19 protein-coding genes are annotated in these 20575 nt (G+C 72.4%); 13 read left to right on the top strand and 6 right to left on the bottom strand.

Annotated elements, in window-relative coordinates:
* The first annotated feature begins 172 nt into the window (after positions 1-172).
* The 8 genes from ACGFIO_RS12425 to ACGFIO_RS12390 all read left to right on the top strand — a co-directional run bounded on the left by ACGFIO_RS12425 (position 173) and on the right by ACGFIO_RS12390 (position 9189).
* Positions 173-2164 carry a hypothetical protein gene (locus tag ACGFIO_RS12425; RefSeq protein ID WP_392825617.1) on the top strand — a complete coding sequence of 664 codons (1992 nt, stop codon included), beginning with the start codon at positions 173-175 and terminating at the stop codon, positions 2162-2164.
* Positions 2161-3720 (top strand): GT4 family glycosyltransferase PelF, encoded by a 1560-nt coding sequence (gene pelF, locus ACGFIO_RS12420; protein ID WP_392825614.1) that lies wholly within the window; start codon positions 2161-2163, stop codon positions 3718-3720. The genes ACGFIO_RS12425 and pelF overlap by 4 nt, the downstream gene beginning before the upstream one ends.
* Positions 3717-4982, top strand: a complete 1266-nt coding sequence (locus ACGFIO_RS12415; RefSeq protein WP_392825613.1) for a hypothetical protein — start codon at positions 3717-3719, stop codon at positions 4980-4982. The genes pelF and ACGFIO_RS12415 overlap by 4 nt, the downstream gene beginning before the upstream one ends.
* 32 nt (positions 4983-5014) lie before the next feature.
* On the top strand, positions 5015-6010 hold the full coding sequence (locus ACGFIO_RS12410) for an SDR family NAD(P)-dependent oxidoreductase (protein ID WP_392825611.1): 996 nt from the start codon (positions 5015-5017) through the stop codon (positions 6008-6010).
* An 11-nt stretch (positions 6011-6021) separates the two neighbouring features.
* Positions 6022-6747, top strand: a complete 726-nt coding sequence (locus ACGFIO_RS12405) for a sugar phosphate nucleotidyltransferase (RefSeq protein ID WP_392825608.1) — start codon at positions 6022-6024, stop codon at positions 6745-6747.
* Entirely contained in the window at positions 6747-7625 is an 879-nt protein-coding gene (locus tag ACGFIO_RS12400) for an NAD-dependent epimerase/dehydratase family protein (RefSeq protein WP_392825606.1), read from the top strand. The genes ACGFIO_RS12405 and ACGFIO_RS12400 overlap by 1 nt, the downstream gene beginning before the upstream one ends.
* Complete coding sequence (locus tag ACGFIO_RS12395) at positions 7625-8290, top strand: spherulation-specific family 4 protein (RefSeq protein WP_392825604.1); 666 nt, start codon at positions 7625-7627, stop codon at positions 8288-8290. The genes ACGFIO_RS12400 and ACGFIO_RS12395 overlap by 1 nt, the downstream gene beginning before the upstream one ends.
* Before the next feature lie 209 nt (positions 8291-8499).
* Complete coding sequence (locus ACGFIO_RS12390; protein WP_392825601.1) at positions 8500-9189, top strand: endo alpha-1,4 polygalactosaminidase; 690 nt, start codon at positions 8500-8502, stop codon at positions 9187-9189.
* A gap of 132 nt (positions 9190-9321) precedes the next feature.
* On the opposite strand, the gene ACGFIO_RS12385 is transcribed toward ACGFIO_RS12390, so the two are convergent.
* A complete protein-coding gene (locus ACGFIO_RS12385) occupies positions 9322-10515 on the bottom strand; it encodes a multidrug effflux MFS transporter (RefSeq protein WP_392825599.1) in 1194 nt (397 codons plus the stop codon).
* 71 nt (positions 10516-10586) lie between these two features.
* Between ACGFIO_RS12385 and ACGFIO_RS12380 the strand changes: the two genes are divergently transcribed.
* Positions 10587-11015 (top strand): MarR family winged helix-turn-helix transcriptional regulator, encoded by a 429-nt coding sequence (locus ACGFIO_RS12380; protein WP_392825596.1) that lies wholly within the window; start codon positions 10587-10589, stop codon positions 11013-11015.
* A 213-nt stretch (positions 11016-11228) separates the two neighbouring features.
* On the opposite strand, the gene ACGFIO_RS12375 is transcribed toward ACGFIO_RS12380, so the two are convergent.
* Positions 11229-11705, bottom strand: coding sequence for a hypothetical protein (locus tag ACGFIO_RS12375; protein ID WP_392825594.1), 477 nt, complete (start codon positions 11703-11705; stop codon positions 11229-11231).
* A gap of 233 nt (positions 11706-11938) precedes the next feature.
* On the opposite strand from ACGFIO_RS12375, the gene ACGFIO_RS12370 reads away from it, so the two are divergent.
* Entirely contained in the window at positions 11939-13273 is a 1335-nt protein-coding gene (locus ACGFIO_RS12370) for an FAD-binding protein (protein WP_392825592.1), read from the top strand.
* Positions 13274-13435: 162 nt separating this feature from the next.
* Here the strand turns inward: ACGFIO_RS12370 and ACGFIO_RS12365 are convergent, their stop codons facing one another.
* The 4 genes from ACGFIO_RS12365 to ACGFIO_RS12350 all read right to left on the bottom strand — a co-directional run bounded on the left by ACGFIO_RS12365 (position 13436) and on the right by ACGFIO_RS12350 (position 16632).
* Positions 13436-14575: an NAD(P)/FAD-dependent oxidoreductase gene (locus ACGFIO_RS12365; RefSeq protein ID WP_392825589.1), complete on the bottom strand. Its 1140-nt coding sequence runs from the start codon at positions 14573-14575 to the stop codon at positions 13436-13438.
* The gene (locus tag ACGFIO_RS12360; protein ID WP_392825587.1) at positions 14572-14769 is read right to left on the bottom strand and encodes a ferredoxin; all 198 of its coding nucleotides are present in this window, start codon (positions 14767-14769) and stop codon (positions 14572-14574) included. The genes ACGFIO_RS12365 and ACGFIO_RS12360 overlap by 4 nt, the downstream gene beginning before the upstream one ends.
* Before the next feature lie 2 nt (positions 14770-14771).
* Positions 14772-15968, bottom strand: a complete 1197-nt coding sequence (locus ACGFIO_RS12355; protein WP_392825584.1) for a cytochrome P450 — start codon at positions 15966-15968, stop codon at positions 14772-14774.
* A gap of 76 nt (positions 15969-16044) precedes the next feature.
* A complete protein-coding gene (locus ACGFIO_RS12350; RefSeq protein ID WP_392825582.1) occupies positions 16045-16632 on the bottom strand; it encodes a TetR/AcrR family transcriptional regulator in 588 nt (195 codons plus the stop codon).
* Positions 16633-16709: 77 nt separating this feature from the next.
* On the opposite strand from ACGFIO_RS12350, the gene ACGFIO_RS12345 reads away from it, so the two are divergent.
* The 3 genes from ACGFIO_RS12345 to ACGFIO_RS12335 all read left to right on the top strand — a co-directional run bounded on the left by ACGFIO_RS12345 (position 16710) and on the right by ACGFIO_RS12335 (position 20573).
* The gene (locus ACGFIO_RS12345) at positions 16710-17813 is read left to right on the top strand and encodes a LuxR C-terminal-related transcriptional regulator (RefSeq protein ID WP_392825580.1); all 1104 of its coding nucleotides are present in this window, start codon (positions 16710-16712) and stop codon (positions 17811-17813) included.
* Between the two features lie 86 nt (positions 17814-17899).
* The gene (locus ACGFIO_RS12340; protein WP_392825578.1) at positions 17900-19267 is read left to right on the top strand and encodes an amidohydrolase family protein; all 1368 of its coding nucleotides are present in this window, start codon (positions 17900-17902) and stop codon (positions 19265-19267) included.
* A 79-nt stretch (positions 19268-19346) separates the two neighbouring features.
* Positions 19347-20573, top strand: coding sequence for an alpha/beta fold hydrolase (locus tag ACGFIO_RS12335; RefSeq protein WP_392825576.1), 1227 nt, complete (start codon positions 19347-19349; stop codon positions 20571-20573).
* Positions 20574-20575: the final 2 nt, after the last annotated feature.

Raw genomic sequence — 20575 nt, 5'->3', positions numbered from 1 at the left:
CTATGAAGTTATGACCGTTTTTACACGGAGTAATCAAGCGGCTTGTCCGGAGAGTGACTAGTGGTGTTTGCCGGGCCGGTCCGCATATGTCGAATGGGTATTCAAATTTCCGGTTCGGCCACTTAGCGTTTGCTCCCTGATCGGCAACAGCACGACCCGATGGGGAGGGAACATGGTGCGCTCGTGGCGCTCCACACTGGCCACGGCGGTCGCCGCGGCCGCGACGACCGCGCTGGTCGTCACGCCGGCCTTCGCGGCCGCGCCGGCCGGCAGCCGGGTCGAGCTGAAGGTGCTGGTCGTCACCGACGGCGGCCCGGCCACCACGGCGATCGCGGCCGAGTTGCGGTCCGAGGGCGTGCCCTACCAGCAAGTCACCCTGGGTGACCCGGCCCGGCCCACGATCGACGCGGCGTTCCTGGCCGACACCGTCACCAGCGCCGGGCGGCTGATCGACCGGGCCCATTTCCAGGCCGTCGTGATGCCCGGCCCGGACCCGTTCGGCGACACGACCGAGCTGGCCGCGCTGACCGCGTACGAGCAGAAGTTCGACATCCCGCAGGTCAACGCCTACGTCTACCCGGGCGCCGGCCTGGGGATGCAGACCCCGACCTACGCCGGGTCGCTGGACGGCGTAACCGCGACCCTGACCACCGCAGGCAAGAGCGTCTTCAGCTACCTCAAGGGAACGGTGCCGTTCGAGGACAACTCGCCGGCCGTCGCCGAATCCTACGGCTACCTGTCCGCCCCGGCCGGCCCCGACGCGACCCCGCTGCTCACCGCCACCGCCCCGGACGGCTCGGCCGGCACCACGCTGGTCGCCGAGTACCGGGCCGACAACCGGCGGCAGCTGTCGCTGAGCTTCGTCTACAACAGCGCCCAGCAGCAGTTCCGGCTGCTCGCCCCGGGCATCGTCAACTGGCTGACCGGGGGAGTGCACCTCGGGCTCAGCCGCAACTTCCTGTCGGTGCAGGTGGACGACATCTTCATGGGCGACGCCCGGTGGAGCACCACCGGCAACTGCACGCCGGGTGAGGACTGCAAGACCGGCATCACCACCAAGGACATCCGGATGACAGCCGCCGACGTGGCCGCCGTCGCGTCCTGGCAGACCAGCCGCAACTTCACCTTCGACATGGTGTTCAACGGCAACGGCAGCGCCGAGGCGGCCGCCGGTTCGCTGTTCCGCCTGGACCCGCTGACCATCGCGTTCCAGCTGAACAAGGACCGGTTCCGGTGGACCAACCACACCTGGAACCACGAGTACCTCGGCTGCGTGCGGGACACCACCGTGATCCCGTGGAAATGCACCTCGGCCTGGGCCGGCCCGGCGCTGATCACCTCGGAGATCAGCAAGAACGTCACCTGGGCGGCCAACTCGTCGCGCAAGCTGCCGATCGACAAGAGCGAGCTGGTCACCGGCGAGCACTCGGGCCTCTACATCCTGCCGCAGCAGCCGCAGACCAACCCGAACCTGGCGCCCGCCCTGACCGCCCAGGGCATCAAATGGCTGGCCGCGGACAACTCCCGGATGCCGGACCAGATCCAGGTCGGCTCGGCGCTGACCGTGCCGCGGTACCCGATGACCGTGTACTTCAACGCCGGCAAACGCACCGAGATGGCCGACGAGTACAACTGGATCTACACGTCCCGGGCCGACGGCGGCAGCGGCATCTGCGAGGACAACCCCGGCACGACCACGTGCATCGCGCCGCTGAACACGACCACCGGCTTCCAGAGCTACATCGTGCCGCTGGAGACCCGGCTGGCGCTGGGCCGGATGCTCAACAACGACCCGCGCCCGTACTACGCCCACCAGGGCAACCTGGCCGAGGACCGGATCCTGCTGACCATGATGGACAGCGTCCTGACCCGGTACCGCTCGCTGATCGCCGACAACGCGCCGTTCGTCAACCCGCGGATGGGCGCGGCCGGCCTGGAACTCCAGCGGCAGAACGCGTGGCGGGCCGCCGTCGCCAATGGCACGGTCAGCGGCTACCTCCAGGACAAGGCGGTGCACATCGAGGCGCCCGCGTCGGTCGCGGTGCCGGTCACGGCGGTCACCGGGACCAAGCGGGGTACGGCGGTCTTCGGTGACGCGTACGCCGGACTGCGCTCGGCCTGGACCGCCACCACCAACGGCGCCGTGGACCTGGTGCTTCCGTGAGGATCGCCATGCTCACCGAGGGCACCTACCCCCAGGCGTTCGGCGGGGTCAGCGTGTGGTGCGACCAGCTCGTGCGCGGTCTGGCCAACCACGAGTTCGACGTGTACGCCATCCAGGCCACCGGCACCGAACCGGCCGTCTGGGAGCTGCCGTCGCACGTCACCGCCCACGGCATCGCGCTGTGGCCGCCGTTCCCGCGGCGGTCACGGCGGCACCGGGCCCGGAACGCAGACCGTCTGGTCGCGGCGTACCGCGCGCTGATCGTCGCCCTGGTCCGCCCGACCGGCCCCGAGGCATCGGCCGGCGAGGTGATGCGCGGGCGTGCTCAGAACGGCTCTGAGCACTCATATGCATCGGCAGGCGAGGCGCGGGCGGGCTGGGCGGACGCCGACGAGTTCGCGGCGGCGCTGCGGGAGCTGGTCGAGTGTGCCGCCGAGGAGCCGGGCGGCGCGGATCTGGCCCGCTACGGGCAGCAGGCCGCCGGCTGGCTGATGGACGCGTGGCCGGCCAACACCGCCCTGCGCCAGGTCGCCGCCCCCTCGGTGCTGGACGCGCTGACCGCGGTCGACGTCATCGAGCGCTCGCTGCGCCCGCTGCTCGCCCCGGCGCCGCGGGCCGACCTCACCCACGCGGTGACCAACGGGCTGGCCACCCTGCCGGGGCTGGCCGCCAAGTGGCTGCACGGCACGCCGCTGCTGCTCACCGAACACGGCGTCTACCTGCGCGAACGCTACCTCGGGCTGCGCGCCGCCGACTACAGCTGGCCGGTCAAGGCGACCCTCGCGGCGTTCCACCGGCTGGTCTGTATCACCGCCTACCGCCACGCCGACCTTATCGCTCCGGGTAACCAGTACAACCGCCGCTGGGAGACCCGCTTCGGCGCCGACCCGCGGCGGATCGAGACCGTCTACAACGGCGTCGCCCCGGAAGACTTTCCGGCCGCGGGGGCCGAACCGGAGGTGCCCACGGTCAGCTGGGCCGGCCGGATCGACCCGATCAAGGATCTGGACACGCTGATCCGCGGCTTCGCCCTGGTCCACGCCGAGCTGCCGGAGGCGCGGCTGCGCATCTTCGGGGGCACACCGGCCGGTGGCGAGGCGTACCGGGACAGTTGCCAGGCCCTGGTCGCCGAGCTGGGGCTGGCCGGCGTGGTGACGTTCGAGGGCCGCGTGGCCGAGATCCGTGACGCGTACGCAGCGGGGCACGTGGTGGCCCTGTCGAGCATCTCCGAGGGGTTCCCGTACACCCTGATCGAGGCCATGACCTCCGGCCGGGCCACAGTCTCGACCGACGTCGGCGGGGTCGGCGAGGCGGTCGGCGACACCGGCCTGGTGGTGCCGCCGCGCGAGCCGGGGGCGATGGCCGCCGCCTGCCTGGAGCTGCTGCGCGACGAGGCGTGGCGGCACGACCTGGGCCGCCGGGCCCGGGAGCGGGCTCTGGCCAACTTCACGGTTGACAAGGCGGTCGACAGCTACGACGCGATCTACCACGACCTGGCCTTCCGGATGCCGCGCGAGGCGGCGGCCCCGGCCCCTGAGCCGGCGGAGGTGTCATGAACAGCGGGTACGCCGAGGCGGCGGTCGACCGGTACGAGGTCGCCGCGGTCCTGGAGGCCGAGGGCGTCACCGACGTCACGGCTCGGGAACGGCACCACGCCGAGGACGTCTTCGACCTGGCCGACCGGCTGTTCCGGCAGACGCCGCGGCGGCCGCAGCCGAACCGGCCGGTGGTGAACCCGTGGCGGGCCACCCCGGTCACCCACGTGCTGCGCGGTGTCCTGTTCGGACTCCCGGCGCTGTCCTACCTGGCCGTGGCCGACCGGATCACCGGCCCGGGCCCGGCGGTGCTGCTGGTGGTGTCCGTGCTGCTGTCCTGGGCGGCCGGTCAGGGATTGGCCTACCTGGGCCACTCCCGGCTCGGCCGGAACGACCGGGCCGGCGCCGCGGCCGTGCTGAGCGGCGCGACGGTGGCCGTCGCGCTGCCGGCGGTGGCGGTCGTGGCCGGGCTGGGGTTCGCCCTCGGCGTCCCGTTCGTGGTCACCCTGATCGCCGCCGGCCAGCTGACCTACGTTCTGGCCGCCACGGTGGCCCTGCTCCTCGGCCGCGAGTGGTGGCTGCTGGCGGCGCTGGTCCTCGGGGCCGGCGCCGGGCTGCTCACGCCCGTGGCCGCCGCGGCCGGTGTCGTCGCCGCGATCGCCGTGGCCGGCTGGGCGGTGCGGGGCGTCCGGCCCGCGCTACCGGCCCGGGACGAGCTGGTCGCCGCGCTTCCGGCCGTGGCGTTCGGGGTCGTCGTCGGCGGGCTGCTGATTCTCACCCCGGCTCTGCGGGCGCTGGACCCGCGGCCCGGCCCGGGGGCGAGCGTCGGCGCGGCCCTGGCCGTGCTGCTGCCGCTGTCGGTCAGCATGGGTGCCGCCGAGTGGCTGCTCTTCGGCTACCGGGCCGCGACCCACCGCGCGATGGCCGAGAGCCGCAACTTCCGGGCCTTTCGCCGCCGGGCGTCCAAGGCCCTGCTCCGGGCCACCGCCGGATACGTGGCCGTGCTGGCCGCCCTGCTCGTCGCCGGCATCGCCGTCACCCGGGAACTGCCCCGCGTCGAGCCGGTGCTGATCGGTCCGGCGTTGTTCCTGGCCCTGCTGCTGATGTCCTTCGACATCCGCCGGCCGGTGGTGCTGGCCGTGCTCGGCGCGCTGGGCGTGAACCTGGCCCTCGTACCCCTCGTGTCGTTGGAAATCGCCCAGGCCGTCACCGCCACCGGCCTGCTGATCACCCTGTATGTCTTCGCTCTCCGAACGTTGCGCCGCGCCCAGCTCCACCTTTGATCCCACCGAAGAGTCCCCCAAGGAGAGACATCGTGACGACGACTGTCGCAGTAACCGGTGCCGACGGCTTCATCGGCTCCCACCTGGTCGAGAACCTGGTCGCCCGGGGTCACCACGTCCGCGCCATGGCCCAGTACAACTCGCTCGGCACTTGGGGCTGGCTGGACACGCTCAGCCCGGATGTGATGGCCAACGTCGAGGTGATCTCTGGCGACGTCACCGACCAGGACACGGTCCGCGACCTGATCAGCGGGGCCGGCACGGTGTACCACCTGGCCGCGCTGATCGCGATCCCGCACTCCTACCGGGCCCCCCGGTCCTATGTGAACACCAATGTCATCGGCACCCTGAACGTGCTGGAAGCCGTACGTGAGCAGGGTTGCGACCGACTGGTGCACACCTCGACCAGCGAGACCTACGGCACCGCGCGGACCGTGCCGATCAGCGAGACCCACCCGGTGCAGGCCCAGTCGCCGTACGCGGCCAGCAAGGCCGGCGCCGACAAGCTGGTCGACAGCTACCACGCCAGCTTCGGCACCCCGGCGGTCATCATGCGGCCGTTCAACACGTTCGGCCCGCGGCAGTCGGCCCGCGCGGTCATCCCGACCGTGATCAGCCAGATCGCCGCCGGCGCGGACGAGATCCGGCTGGGCGCGCTCGACCCGACCCGCGACTTCCTGTTCGTGCAGGACACCGCCGAGGCGTTCGCCACCGTCGGCACCGCGCCGGCCTCGCAGGTGGTCGGTGAGTCGTTCAACGCCGGTACGGGCGAGGAGATCTCGATCGGCGCGACGGCCGAGCTGATCTGCGCGCTGATGGGCCGCCCGGTGCCGGTCCGGCTGGAGAACGAGCGCCTGCGCCCGGCCAACTCCGAGGTGATGCGGCTGGTCTGCGACAACAGCAAGCTGCGCACTGCCACCGGCTGGGCGCCCGGCCACGACCTCGCCTCCGGGCTGAAGCTGACCATCGACTGGTTCCTGGACCCGGCGAACCTCGCCAAGTACCGCCCCGGCACCTACGCGCGTTGAGGAGAACACCCATGCACGCAGTGATTCTGGCCGGTGGCAAGGGGGTGCGGCTGCGGCCGTACACGACGGCTCTGCCGAAGCCCCTGGTGCCGATCGGCGACCAGTACTCGATCCTCGAGATCATCATGCGCCAGCTGTCGGCCCGCGGCTTCCGCACGGTGACCCTGGCCATCGGCCACCTCGGGCACCTGATCCGGGCCTACGTCGGCGACGGCAGCCAGTGGGGTCTGGAACGGGTCGACTTCACCGAGGAGGAGTCGCCGCTGGGCACCATCGGGCCGCTGCTGCAGATGCGCGACCGGCTGCCCGAGCACTTCGTGGTGATGAACGGCGACATCCTGACCGACCTCGACTTCGCCGACCTGCTGCACCGGCACACGGACAGCGGCTCGGACCTGACCGTGGCCACCTACGCCCGCCAGGTGAAGATCGACTTCGGGGTGCTGACCTCGGTCGGTGGCCGGATCGTCGACTTCACCGAGAAGCCGACCATGGACTACCGGGTGAGCATGGGCGTGTACGGGATGTCGGCTCGCGCGCTGCGGCCGTACACCCCCGGTCTGCCTCTGGGTTTCGACGAGCTGGTGCTGGACATGCTGGCGCGGGGGAGCGGGCCGGCCGAGTACGGGTTCGCCGGCAACTGGCTCGACATCGGCCGGCCCGACGACTACGACCGGGCCAACGCCGAGTTCGGGGTGCTCGGCCCGATCCTGCTGCGGGAACGGCAGGCCGCCTGATGCGCTGCCTGCTGATCGGGGCCAACGGGTTCATCGGCCGCCAGGTGCACGCACGCCTGGCCGCCGACCCCGCGGTGACCGTGATCCCGGCCGGTCGCTCCGGCCCGCTGCGGCTCGACCTCGGTCACGCCGACCTGAGCGCCCGGCTGCGCGACCTGGCCCCGGACGTGGTGGTCAACTGTGCCGGCACGATCGACGGCTCGCCGGCCGAACTGGCCGTGGGCAACGTGGTCGCGGTGGCCCGGCTGCTCACCGCGGCCGGCTCGGTGGGCAGCCGGATCGTCCACCTCGGTTCCGCGGCCGAGTACGGTGCCGTGCCGGCCGGGCGTTCGGTGGCGGAAACCTTTGACCCCCAACCCGTTTCCGCGTACGGGCTGAGCAAGCTGGCCGCGACCGAACTGGTCCTGGCCGCCCGCCGCGACGGCCTGACCGCCACCGTGCTGAGGATCTTCAACCCCATCGGTCCGGGTACGCCGTCGACCCTGCTGCCCGGCCGGCTGGTCTCAGCCGTACAGGTCGCGGCGGCCACCGGCGACCCGGCCCGCGTCGGCCCGCTGGTGGGGCACCGGGACTTCGTCGACGTCCGGGACGTGGCCGCCGCGGTCGAGGTCGCCTGCTGGGTCACCGGCGCGCTGCCCGGCATCGTGAACGTGGGCAGCGGGCACGCCACCGCCCTGCGTGACCTGGCCGCGCTGGCGGCCGGGATGGCCGGGGTGCCGCAACCGGTCGAGGAGAGCGCCGGGTCGTCCCGGTCGCCCGCTGTCACCTGGCAGCGGGCCGACATCACGCTGGCCGGGTCGCTGCTCGGATTCCGGCCGGCCTATTCGCCGGCGGAGTCCCTGCGCGACATGGGCCTGCCGGCTCTCGCGGCGGTGTGATGACCGCGCTCGTGGTACCCGCCTACTTCCATCCGGCCGTCGCCGCCGACGACTGGAAAGCCCTCGCCGCGCACGGGTCCGCGGTCCGCGCGGTGATCCTGAACTCGTACAACGGTCCCGGGCCGGCCTTCGAACGTGAGCTGACCGCCGCGGCCGTGGCGACCGGACGGCCGCTGCTCGGCTACGTCGACACCGACTACGGGCGGCGCGACCCCGACGAGGTGCTGGCCGACGTGGACCGCTGGCACGACTGGTATCCGGTCACCGGGCTCTTCCTCGACCGCGTCGCCACCGGCTCGGACCTGCTGGTCTGGTACGAGGTGGTGGTCGAGGAGATCCGCCGGCGCACCTTCGGCACGATGGTGTTCAACCACGGCGCCAACCCCGACCCGCGGTACGCGGAGCTGGCCGACGCGCTGGTGACCTTCGAGGGGCCGTACGCCTGGCACCAGGAGATCGAGGTGCCGGCGTGGATCCGTTCGATGCCGGCCGAGCGCATCTGGCACCTGGTCTACGACACCCCGTCGACGCTGCTGCCGACGTCCCTGGCCCGCGCGGCCGAGGCCAACGCCGGCGTGGTCTACGTGACCGAGCGGGCCGGCGCCAACCCCTGGGACGGCGTACCCGGCTATCTCGATCTCGAAGTCGAGGCCTGGTGCCGATGACCGTCCGGCGCGTCCTGGTCAGCCTGACCGCCCTGCTCCTGGTGGCCGCCTGCGGAACCGCCACGCGGCCGCCCGCCGCCGCTCCGCCGCCGACGTCCCCCTCGGTTCCGTCCTCTCCCGCACCGTCCCCCTCGGCCACGCCCGCTCCCGCTCCCTCTCCCACGCGCACCCCGGTTCCCACCCGGCCGCCAGCTTCGAAGAAGCGGTGGGTGCCGGCACCCGGCGTCAGCTGGCAGTGGCAGCTCACCACCCCGGTCGACCTGAGCGTGGACGCCGACGTCTACGACATCGACGGATTCCTCAACGACGCCGGCGTGGTGGCCGAGCTGCACCGGCGCGGCCGCAGGGCGATCTGTTACGTGGAGGTCGGCGCGGCCGAGAACTTCCGCCCCGACTACCAGGACTGGCCGGCGGACCTGCTCGGTGAGTCCAACGGCTGGCCCGGCGAGCGCTGGCTCGACATCCGCGACCCCGCCCGGCTGGAACCGGTGCTGGCCAAGCGGTTCGACATGTGCGCGCGGAAAGGGTTCGACGGGGTCGAGCCGGATCTGATGGACGCGTACGAGGCCGACACCGGGTTTCCGATCACCGCCGCCGACCAGCTCCGGTTCAACCGGTTCGTCGCCCGGCTGGCCCACCGGCACGGGCTCTCGGCCGGGCTGAAGAACGACGTCGGGCAGGCGGCCGAGCTGGTCGGGGACTTCGAGTTCGCGGTCAACGAGGAGTGCGCGGCGTTCGGCGAGTGCGCGGATCTGCTGCCGTTCATCAGGGCGGGCAAGGCGGTGCTGCACGCCGAGTACGACCTGGCGCCGGCCGACTACTGCGCCGAGTCGCGCCGGCTGCACCTCAGCTCCCTGCACAAGGACCGCGACCTCGACGCCACCGCCACCCCCTGCTGACCCCCTGTTCTTGTAGGTGTCCGCGCCCGGCTACCACTGGTTTTGGCGGTGGTAGGTCTGGGCGGTGTTCGGGGCGCGGATGCCGCGCCCGGCTACCACTGGGGTTGGGGTGGTAGGGGGGTGCGGTTCTGGTTAGCGCTGGGGGTGGGGGTTGCGGGTGCGGATCAGGAGGGAAGCGAGGGCGGCGGCGGAGCAGACGACCATGGTGGTGGCCATGGCAGTGGCGGTCACCCGGCCGGGCAGGCTCATCGCCGAGGCGGCCAGGCCACCGACCAGGAACTGCATCAGGCCCTGCAGAGAAGAGGCGGTGCCGGCAGCCGAGCCGTGCGCGGCCAGGGCCAGCGAGGTCGCGTTGGCCAGCACGAGGCCGAGCATGGACACCACGACGAAGAGGAAGACCAGGAACAGCGACAGCGGCAGGCCGAGCGTCGCGCAGGCCAGCACGCCGGCCGAGCTCAGCGTGGCCACCAGCAGGCCGGTACGCAGCAGCGCGTGCTCGCCGGCGACCCGCCCGACGAGGAACCGGTTGGCCTGGCCGAGCAGCACGATGCCGATGCCGTTGAGGCCGAACACCAGGCTGAACTGCTGTGCCGTCAGCCCGTACCCGTCCTGCAGGACGAACGACGACCCGGAGATGTAGGCGAAGACGGCGGCGAACATCAGGGCGGCGGCCAGGACGTACCGCAGGAAGACCGCGTCGGTCAGCAGCGTACGGAAGGAAACGAACGTCTCCCGCAGCCGAGCCGGCGCCCTTCGCCCGGCCGGCAGCGACTCCGGCAGCGCGACCACCACCGCGACCAGCAGCACCGCGCCGACCGCCCCGAGCACCAGGAACACGGCCCGCCAGGTGGCGACGGTCAGCAGCTGGCCGCCGATCACCGGGGCCACCACCGGCGCCGCCCCGTTGACGATCATCAGCGTGGAGAAGAACCGGGTCATCGCCGTGCCCTCGAACAGGTCCCGGACGATGGCCCGGGACAGGACGATGCCCGCCGCCGCGCCCAGCGACTCCACGATCCGGCCGGCGATCAGCCACTCGACGCTGGGTGCCAGGGCGCACCACACCGAGCCGGCCACGTACAGGACCAGGCCGGCCAGCAACGGGCGGCGCCGGCCCCACAGGTCGGACAGCGAACCGACGATGACCTGTCCGGCGGCCAGACCGATGACGAAAACGGTCAGGGTCAGCTGGACCAGGGGGCCGCTGGTGCGCATCTCCTGGGCCATGCCGGGCATCGCGGGGAGGTACATGTCGATGGTCAGCGGGGCGAAGGCGGCCAGCGAGCCCAGCATCAGGGCCAGCCGGACGCGTCGGCCGGCGGTCATCGGAGGTTGTTCCGGGGTGACATGAGTTATGGGCACTGAATTATGTTCGCATAATCCACTACGCTGAAGCAATGCTCCGCAACGACGACGCGCTCGCCGATCTGGCCGGTCTGATCCTCAACGTCGGCCGGCTGGTCCGCGCCCGGACCCTCGACAACGCCGACACGGTGCCCCTGAACGAGACGGAGCGCCAGGTCATGCGGGTCGTGGACATGTATCCGGGTGCGGCCCCGAGCGACATCGCCCGGCGTACCCGCCTGCAGCGCACCAACGTCAGCACCGCCCTGCGCTCGCTCGAGGACAAAGGGATGATCTCCCGGGCCGCCACCAAGGGCCGCGGCATCACCGTGCACCCGACCGAACTGTCCGCGAGCAACCTGCGCCGGGTCCGCGCGACCTGGGCCGGTGAACTCGCCGGGGTCCTGGGCGACGACCCCGGCGCCGTCCGGCAGTGCATCGAGGTGTTGAGCCGCCTCGAAAAGGCGCTGATGGCCGACTGACGATCCGGTGGTCGGCAAATCGGGCATCCGCCTCGCTGACGCCCGATTCGCCGACCACCGGGAAAGTCGCCTCGCCCTGACCCTCGGGAAACTCGGCCGACGTCGTCGTCGACTTCAGACACTGCACCTCGTCGGTGGCCGAGGCCAGGTCGGTCATCGTCCAGATGCCGCGCACCTCGACCACCCGGGGCCGGCAGACGTCGCGCTTCACTCTCACATCTTCATATGCCGGTTCGCGTCGAAGTGTTTCCGCGCGGCCTCGGCGAATTCGTCGACCTCGGCCGGTGTGGGCCGGTAGCCGTCAGCGATCAGGTCGCTCTGCAGCATCGGGCCGAGCCGTCCGGGATGCTGGTCCATGGCCGAACGCCGGATCGGCTGGGCCACGAAATGGATGTGCGCCGGCTCGCCGCCGGTGTGCGACCACTGGCAGGTGTAGACCTGGACCGGATCGGTGAGCGCGGTGACCGCCGCCGTCGTCGCCTGGAGCAGGCCGCCCAGCTCGGCCGCCTCGTCGCCGGTGAGGTCGGCGGTGTGCACCACGTGCCGCAGCGGCACCACGGCCAGGGCGCCCGGCCCGAACGAGCCCAGCACGTGCATGACCAGCCAGTGGCCGGTCTGATGGATCCGGCCCCCGGGCAACGGTGCGCGGTCGTCGAGCATGGCGCACACGGAACAGTCGTTCTCGGTCATCTGATGCCTCCCTCGGAGACCAGACGTGCGATGTCGCCGCTGGTTCAAACGCGCCGGATTCAGGCGGTGCCGCCGCCGTCGACGATCAGGTCGTACCCGACCGCGACGACCGGGTCGGCGGGAAGCAGCTCGACCGCGGCGTTGACGACGATCGATCGAGTGAGTCTCAGGGGGTAAAGGGGCTACCCCCTCGACCCCGGTTCCGGCGCCTTGTTGATCCATAAACTCCGGCCATGAGCGACATCGGTCCCTACCACTCGCCCGGATCCCCGGAGTACGCCGAGGCCACCGCCTCGTTCCAGCTCGCGGTGCCGGTCGAACCGGCCGGGGCGGTCACCGCCCGCTCGGTCGGCGAGGTGGTCGCCGCCGTCGCCGCCGCCCGCCGGGCCGGTCGTCCGGTGCGGGTCAGCACCACCGGCCACGCGATGGGCCGGGCCGCCCCGCTGACCGGCGCCCTGCTGCTGCGCCCGCTGATCGACGCGCCGGTGCGCGTCGACCCGCAAGCCCGGACGGCCCGCGTGCCGGCCGGCCGGACCTGGGGTGAGGTGCTGCCCGAGCTGGTCCGGCACGGGCTGACCGCGGTGCATGGTTCCTCGCCGACCGTCGGGGTGATCGGCTACCTGCTCGGCGGCGGGATCAGCTTCTACGGCCGCCGGTTCGGGCTGGCCGCGAACTCGGTGCGGTCGCTGACCGTGGTGCTGGCCGACGGGTCGGTCGTCGAGGCCAGCGCCACCGAGCAGCCGGAGCTGTTCTGGGCGTTGCGCGGTGGCGGCGGCGGGTTCGGCGTGGTCGTGGAGGCCGAGATCACTCTGGTGCCGATGCACCGGATCATGACCGGGATGGCGGTGTGGGACGCCGCCGAGGCGCACCGGCTGGCGCCGGTCTGGCAGGAGTGGACCCGGACCGCGCCGCCCGAGATCACCACCAGCCTGCGGATCCTGTCCCTGCCACCGGACCCGCACCTGCCGCCGTTCCTGGCCGGCCGGCGGGTGCTGTTCCTCGACGGCGCGGTCACCGCGACGACCGAGGCCGACCTGCCCGCCGCCCGGCGGATCGTCGACGGGCTGCTGGCCCCGCTGACCGCGCTGGCCGAGCCGGTGGCCGACACCTGGGCGCCGGCCCCGCCCGAGGCGCTCCCGCACACCCACATGGACCCGCCGCAGCCGGTCCCGTTCCGATCCACCTCCGGCCTGATCACCGAGCTCGACGCGGCCGGCTGGGCCAAGGTCCTGGACGCCGGCCCGCACCTGCTCGCGATCGAGTTGCGCCAGCTCGGCGGCGCGTTCGCCGAGCCCGGTGCGGACGGCGGCGCGCTCGACCGGTTCGCCGCGCCGCTGATGTACTACGCGGTCGGCGTGGCCGGCGAGGACACCGCCCGCGACGTCGTGGCCGTGCGGTCGGCGTTCGAGCCCTACCTGACCGGGCTGACGGCGCCCAACTTCGTCGAGAGCTACGAGCAACCTCAGCGCACGTACGCCGACGAGGTGCACGCCCGGGTCGAGCGGATCCGGCGCGACACCGACCCGACCGGCCTCTTCGCCGGCGACGTCGCCCCGGTACGGGCCTGAGGTCTTGGATCACGCGGGTCGCCGCGCGGGCGGAGTCGCGCTGGGGCCGCCGGGCCGCACGGCCCCGGGGTCTGGCTGGTGGATCAGGCAGGGCTGCGGCGTGGTCCACCAGCCAGACCCCGAGTGTGAGCAGCGGTCCATGCCACCCACCCAGCTACGACATCAGGCTCTTGATCCAAGGGCTTGGCGCCAGGGGCGGAGGGCACGCGGTGACAGCCCGACCGCCAGCGCCCCCACCAACCGGCCGGCCCTGCGGTAGAGCGCGAGGAACCGCCGCTGCTCCAGGTCGCCCTCGGCGATCTCCACCGAGTCGTGGCCGGGCAGGTGGCCGTAGGCCTGGATCTTCAGGTCGTACTGGTCGGACCAGAAGTACGGGACCGGCGCGAACGGCTTGGCGTCGCCCGGACGCAGCAGGTTGTGCGCGGCGGCCAGGCCCTGCTCGGCGGCGTTGGTGCGGTGCTCGACGCGCATCGCGGCGCCGAACAACGGGTTGAACCAGCGGGCCACGTCACCGGCGGCGTACACGCCGGGTGCGGCCGCGCAGTATTCGTCGCAGACCACGCCGTCGGTGACGTCCAGACCGCTGCCGTCGAGCCAGCCGGTGGCCGGTCGTGAGCCGATCGCCACCAGCACCGCGTCGGCCGGGACGAGCTCGCCGTCGGGCAGGAGCACGCCGCGGTCGGTCACGGCGGCGACCCCGGTTCCGGTACGCAGATCGACACCCTGCTCCCGATGGACCCGCGCCAGCATCCGCCCGACCTCCTCGCCGACGGCGTGCGCGAGCGGCGCCGGCGCCGGATCGAGCAGGACCACCTCGCAGCCGAGCCCCCGCGCGACGGCGGCGGCCTCGGCCCCGAGGAACCCGGCCCCGACGACGGCCAGCCGGCGGCCGGGGCCGAGGCGGCCACGCAGATCCTCGGCGTCGCGCCGGGTCCGGAGCACGTGGCCGCCCTGCCCCGGCAATCGGCGCGGCTCGACCCCGGTGGCGATGATCAGCCCGTCGAAGCCGGCCTGCTCGCCGCCGGCCAGCCGGACGACCCGCGACGCCAGATCGAGGCCGGTGGCGGCGGTGCCGAGCCGCAGATCCAGGTCCAGACGGTCGAGGTGCTCCTTGGTGCGCAGGGCGAGCCGGTCGGCCTCCCACGCGCCGGACAGGAACTGTTTGGACAGCGGCGGCCGGTCGTACGGCGCCTCGGGTTCGGCCCCGATCATCGTGATCGGGCCGGCGTGGCCGGCCCGGCGCAGGGCCTCGGCGGCGGTGAGGCCGGCGGCCGAGGCACCCACCACGACGATCCGGTTCACTCGCCGACCAGCCGGATCGCCGCGGCCGGGCAGATCGCCGCCGCCTCCCGGACCGCATCGTGCTGCCGCGGATCCGGCATCTCCTCCAGCACCACTACGATGCCGTCGTCGTTGCGCTGGTCGAACACGTCGGGGGCGACCACCACGCACTGCCCGGCGGCCACGCACTTGGCCTCGTCCGCCTCGATACGCATGGTCACCACGCCACCGGCAACCGGCGCAGGCCGAAGATCGCCGCGTCGTACTTGAACGGCAGATCCTCGTACGGGACGGCCAGCCGCAGGGTGGGAACGCGGGTCATCAGCGTCCGGTAGGTGATCTCCAGCTCGGCCCGGGCCAGGTTCTGCCCGAGGCACTGGTGGATGCCGTAACCGAAGGCGATGTGGTTGCGGGCGCCGCGCTCGACGTCGAGTTCGTCGGGGCGGTCGAAGGCGCGTTCGTCCCGGTTGGCCGAGGCGCCGAGGATCCACACGCCGTCACCGGCCCGCAGTTGCCGCCCTCCGAGCTCGAGGTCCTCGGTGGCCTGGCGGTCGAAGGCGACCCAGTCGACGATCGACAGGTAGCGCAGGAGCTCCTCGACGGCGCCGGGGATCAGGTCCGGGTCGGCCCGCAGCCGCGCGTACTGCTCGGGGTCGCGCATCAGCGCCAGCATGCCCAGCGGGATCATGTTGCCGGTGGTCTCGTGCCCGGCCACCAGCAGCATGATGGCGATCGTGGTCAGCGACTCACGGGTCAGCTCACCGGTCGGCAGGTGGTCGGCGGCCAGCCGGCCGATCAGCCCGTCACCGGGGGTGCCGGAGTTCCGGTCGACCAGGCCGCGCAGGTACTCGTGCAGTTCGGCCATGGCCGCCCGGGCCTGGCTCGGGTCGTCGGTCACCACGGCCATCGTGTGGGTACGGGACTGGAAGAACTCCCGGTCCTCGTAGGGCACGCCGAGCAGACGGCAGATCACCAGCGACGGCACCGGCAGGCCGAGGTCCTCGACCAGGTCGGCCGGGGCGCCTCGCTCCAGCATGTCGTCGATCGCCTGGTCGACGATGGCCTGGATGGCCGGCCGGAGCGTGCGCACCTTGGGCACGGTGAACTGGCCCTGGACCAGGCGCCGGTAGCGCTGGTGCTCGGCGCCGTCCATGCTCTGGAACTGGCCCTCGGGGGTCGGCTCGCCGGGTGCGCCGGCCGGGATCTGGTGGACGGTCGGGAAGCCGGTCCGGCTGGAGTCGTGGCTGAACCGCGGGTCGGACAGCACCTTTCGCGCCTCTTCCAGCCGGGTCACGGCCCAGGTGGGGGCGCCGTTGGGCACCCGCACCGGCACGACCGCGGCGGACTCGCGCAGCTCCCGGTACTCCGCCGGCGGCGCGAACGGGCAGGTCCGCGCGATGGGGAACGTGGTCATCGGCGGCTCTCCTCTCGATAAGGAACAACTGTCTCTTAGAGAGAGTAGAAGCATCTCATTAAGAGACACAAGTCTCTTAGTGGGCCTGTGAGTAAGAACGCACGAGGGGCAGGAACACCTGATCGATGATCTCGGCGAACGCATGGTCCAGATTCCGGTTCAGGTTCCGGATGAACTCCTGGCGGGCGAGATCCATCGGCAGCGACAGCACCCGGGCCGGGACCCGCGCGTACGACAGTTCCCCGCGGGCCACCGCCCGGTCGAGCAGGTCGGCCACCATCCGCGGCATTGTCGCGGCGAACACGTTGTCCTCGTCCACCAGCTCGGACAGGATGCCCTGAAGGATGCCGGCGTCGACCGCCTCGACCCGCCGGGCCCCCGCCGCCAGCAGGGCCAGGACGTCGCCGCGCAGGGAACCGGTGTCGGCGGGCTCGGAGATCGGCGGGCCGACGTGATGATTGACAGCCGCGACCGCCAGCCGCGCCCGGTTGCGCCAGCGGCGATAGAGGACCTGCTTGCCGGTCTGTGCCCGGGCGGCCACGCTGGCGACGGTCGTCCGTGCATACCCCGCCTCGTTGAGCTCGGCCCAGGCGGCCTCGAGGATAACCTCCTCCAGGGCGGCTCCCCGGCGCCGCGTGCCGGCCGGCCTGCTGACCGCCTCCATGACCAACCTCCCGACCGCCGCAACGTGCTTCCGTCCGGCACGATACGTGCCGAACCGCCCGCCGGAGAGGACCAGCCATGCCGAGCGTGACCCGCGAGCGCCGAATCGACGAGCTGGCCCGCGCCTGTCACGACGCCGGCTCCGAGCTGGCACTGTTCGACGAGGTCGCGCGCCGGCTGCGCACACTGGTCCCGTTCGACGGCGCCGCCTGGTTCGCCACCGACCCGGCCACCCTGCTCGGCACCAGCGCCGTCCGGGTCGAGAACATCGGGCCGGGCTACTGCGAAAGCTACTGGGAGCGGGAGTGCCTGGTCGAGGACGCGCTGCTGTTCCGGGACGTGGCCCGCAGCGCCCAGGGCGTCGGCACGCTGTACGACGCGACCGGCAACCGCCCGACCGGCAGCGCCCGCTACCGGGAATACCTGGCGCCGCAGGGCTACGGCGACGAGCTGCGGGCCGCGTTCCGGCTCGGCGGCACCACCTGGGGCGTGCTCGACCTCTACCGGCACCGCTCGCGGACCCCGTTCACCAAACGGGAGTGCGGGCACGTCCAGCGGATCGCGCCGCTGGTGGCCGACCGGCTGCGGGCGTTCGCGGCCGAGGCGCGGGGTACGGCCGGCGCCGGCCGCCCCGGCACCGCCCTGTTCGACCGCCGGGGTGCCCTGCTCTCCCTCGACCGGGCCGCCGAGGAGCTGTTCGAGGAGATCGGCGGGCCGGACTGGCGTGACTTCCCGGCCACGATGACGCCGGTGCACGCGGTCGTGGCCCGGGCCACCGCCGTCGGGCAGGGCCTCGACCAGGGCCCGGCCGCGACCCGGCTGCGCGCGGCCAGTGGCCGGTGGCTCGTGCTCAACGCGTCGCGCCTGCACGGCGCGGACGGTGCGCCCGGCCCGACCGCGGTCACCGTGGAGCCGGCGCGATCCGAGCAGATCGCGCCGATCATCGTACGGGCCTACGCCCTCACGCCCCGCGAGCAGCAGGTCACCCGGGCTGTGGCGCGCGGACTGACCAGCCCGGAGATCGCCGCCGAGCTGTTCCTGTCACCGCACACCGTCCGTGAATACCTCAAGGCCGTCTTCGCCAAGGTCGGCGTGGCCGGCCGGGGCGAGCTCGTGGCCAAGCTCTTCGCCGACCACCACCAGGAGCGGCTGCACGAGAGTGCGGACGTCGTCGAGTGGTGACCGCTCCGTGTCCCCCCAAATGAGGGGATGACGGATGTCCTGGCCCCCGGACAAGGTTGACGCAACAACGAAGCAGGAGGAACGAAGTGGAGATCTTCGACCGGAACGTGCCCGCCGCGTGGACGCCGGGCCGGACCGTCGTGTTCCGGGGCGCCAGCGTGATCACGATGGACGCGGACGCCGGTGACTTCGTCGGCGACGTCGTCGTCACGGGTACGACGATCAGCGCGGCCGGCCCGGACGCGGCCGCCACGGCTCCCGCCGACGCGCTGGTCATCGACGCCACCGGGACGGTGATCACACCCGGGCTGGTCGACGGTCACCTGCACGCGTGGGAGGGCGCGCTGCGCGGCGTCTCGCCCGACACCGACATCATGGCCTATCTCACCCTCACCCACACCGTCCTGGCGCCGCTCATGACGCCGGACGACGTGGCCATCGGCGAGAAGGTCAGCGCGGTCCGGGCCCTCGAACAGGGCGTGACGACCATTGTGGACAACAACCACAACGTCCGCAGCCTCGAGCACGGTCAGGCCGCGGTGGGCGCGCTCCAGGAGGCCGGGCTGCGGGCGGTCGTCGCCGCCGGGGTGGGCATGGGTCAGCCCGACGGCCACGTGTACCAGGCCGTGCTCGGGCTGCGTGACCACGTCGCCTCCGACGAGCGGATCAGCGTACGGCTGATGGAGCTCGCCCCGACCGAGGCCGGGCTGCGCTTCACCGCCGAGAACGGCATCGGCCTGGTCGCCGAGACCCTGGCCGGCTTCGGTGACCTGGACTCGGCGCTGACCCCGGAACTGCTCAACCCGCAGGTCACCCTCGACCACGTGATCGGCCTGTCGGACGCGCACTGGAAGGCCATCGCCGACAGCGGCGCCGCGATCGCGCTGGCGCCACGCTCGGACCCGCACTACGGGCTGGCCGCGGCCAGCCCGATCCTGGCCGCCAACCGGTTCGGCGTCCAGGAGGCGATCAGCACCGACAACGAGTTCGAGTACGGCAGCGACATCTTCGGCGAGCTGCGCACCCTGCTGGGCGTGCAGCGCGGTCAGGCGTACGCCGCGCTCCAGGCCGGGGCGACCGACGCGCCGCGGCCGTACGGGGTGCGCGACGCCCTGCGCGCGGCGACGGTCGGCGGGGCGCGGGCGGCCGGTCTGTCCGGCCGGATCGGCGTGATCACCCCCGGCGCCCAGGCCGACCTGACCATCTTCGCGCTGGACCGGTTGCGGCCGATCGCGTCGCACCTGGGCGCTGTCGCCGCCTACGCCGAGTCGCGGGACGTCACCGCGGTCGTCGTCGACGGGGTGCCGCGCAAGTGGGCCGGCGAGGTGCTCGGCGTGGACCGGGCCGAGCTGGTGCGGCAGGCCGAGGCCAGCCGCGACCGGGTGCTGAAGGAGGCCGGCGTCGACGTCGACAGCCTGCGGTTCGCCGGCTCGCTGGAGCTGCCCGGCGCGTGACGCGGGTGGTGCTAGCCATACCGTGAGGTGGGTAGTGGCCGGGATGGATCTTGGCCACTACCGAACCTAGCGTCGGGGTATGACCAAGACGAAGGACTACCGCAAACTGACGATCGGCCTCACCGTCGCCGCCATCCTCGCCGCGGGCGTCGGAGTCGCCAACGCTGACGTCACGCCGAGCACCGCCGCCACGACCACTTCGGCCGCCCAGCGGTCGGGCTGGGCCGGCGTCACCCGCGAGCCGGTGCGCATCGACTTCGGCCGGGGCTGGGTCACCGACGCCGAGCTCACCTACCCGAGCGCCGCCCGGGGGCGCCTGCCGCTGGTCGTCTTCCTGCACGGCAGCGGGCGCAACGACATGAACCAGACGCTGCCGGACGGCAAGGGCTCGACGTTCGTGCCGCTGGCGCAGGCCGCGAGCCGGGAGGGCTTCGCGACGCTGCGGTTCAACAAGCGTGGCGTGACGGGCATCGGGCCGGTCGAGAGCACCGATCCGGCGCAGCTGACGCCGGAGCGCCCGTACGAACAGATCCAGCTCGACGCCGCCTCGGTGGTGCGGTTCGCCACCCGGTCGGCCAAGGTCGACCCGTCGAAGATCTTCCTGCTCGGCCACAGCGAGGGCACCAACGTGGCCGCCAACCTCGCCGCCGACCCGAAGCGGTTCGGCATCCCGAAGCCGGCCGGCGTGGTCGAGATGGGCGTCGTCGGCAAGCCCATCAAGGACCTGCTGACCTTCCAGATCTACGGCCGGCTGCTGGTGCAGATGCACGACGAGTTCGATGTGGACGGTGACGGCGAGCTGACCGCGACCGAGGCCACCGACGGCCTGGTCGGCCAGCCCAAGCCGGTGGCGGATCAGTTCCGCGGCGTCCTGCTGGACGGCCGGAAGGTGCGGCCGGCGACCGACCGGAACCACGACGGCCGGATCGCCATCGACGCCGAGGCCGGCGCGGTGCTGCGCGAGGCCACCCACATCGACGACTACCCGAACGTTCCCGGCCTGGACGAATACGTCGTCCGGTACGCCACCGACCTCGGCCGCTTCCCGACCGTGACCCAGGCGCTGCCGAAGTTCACCGGCCCGACCCTGCTGCTCAACGGCGAGAACGACGTGCAGACCCCGGCCCGCGCCGCGATCGCCGCCGACGCCGCCGTGGCCGCGGCCGGCAACCGGGACCACAAGCTGGTCATCTACCCGGGCATGGCGCACACCATGAACATCACCCCGAAGTTCACCCCCGAGTTCGGCCAGCCCGACCGGCAGGTGGTCGACGAGATCCGCGGCTGGCTGCGGGCCCACCGCTGACC

This window comes from Actinoplanes sp. NPDC049265 (genome assembly GCF_043197135.1).
Lineage (GTDB): Bacteria > Actinomycetota > Actinomycetes > Mycobacteriales > Micromonosporaceae > Actinoplanes.
The sequence above is the reverse complement of the archived record's forward strand: the minus strand, read 5'-3'. Positions and strand labels throughout refer to the sequence as shown.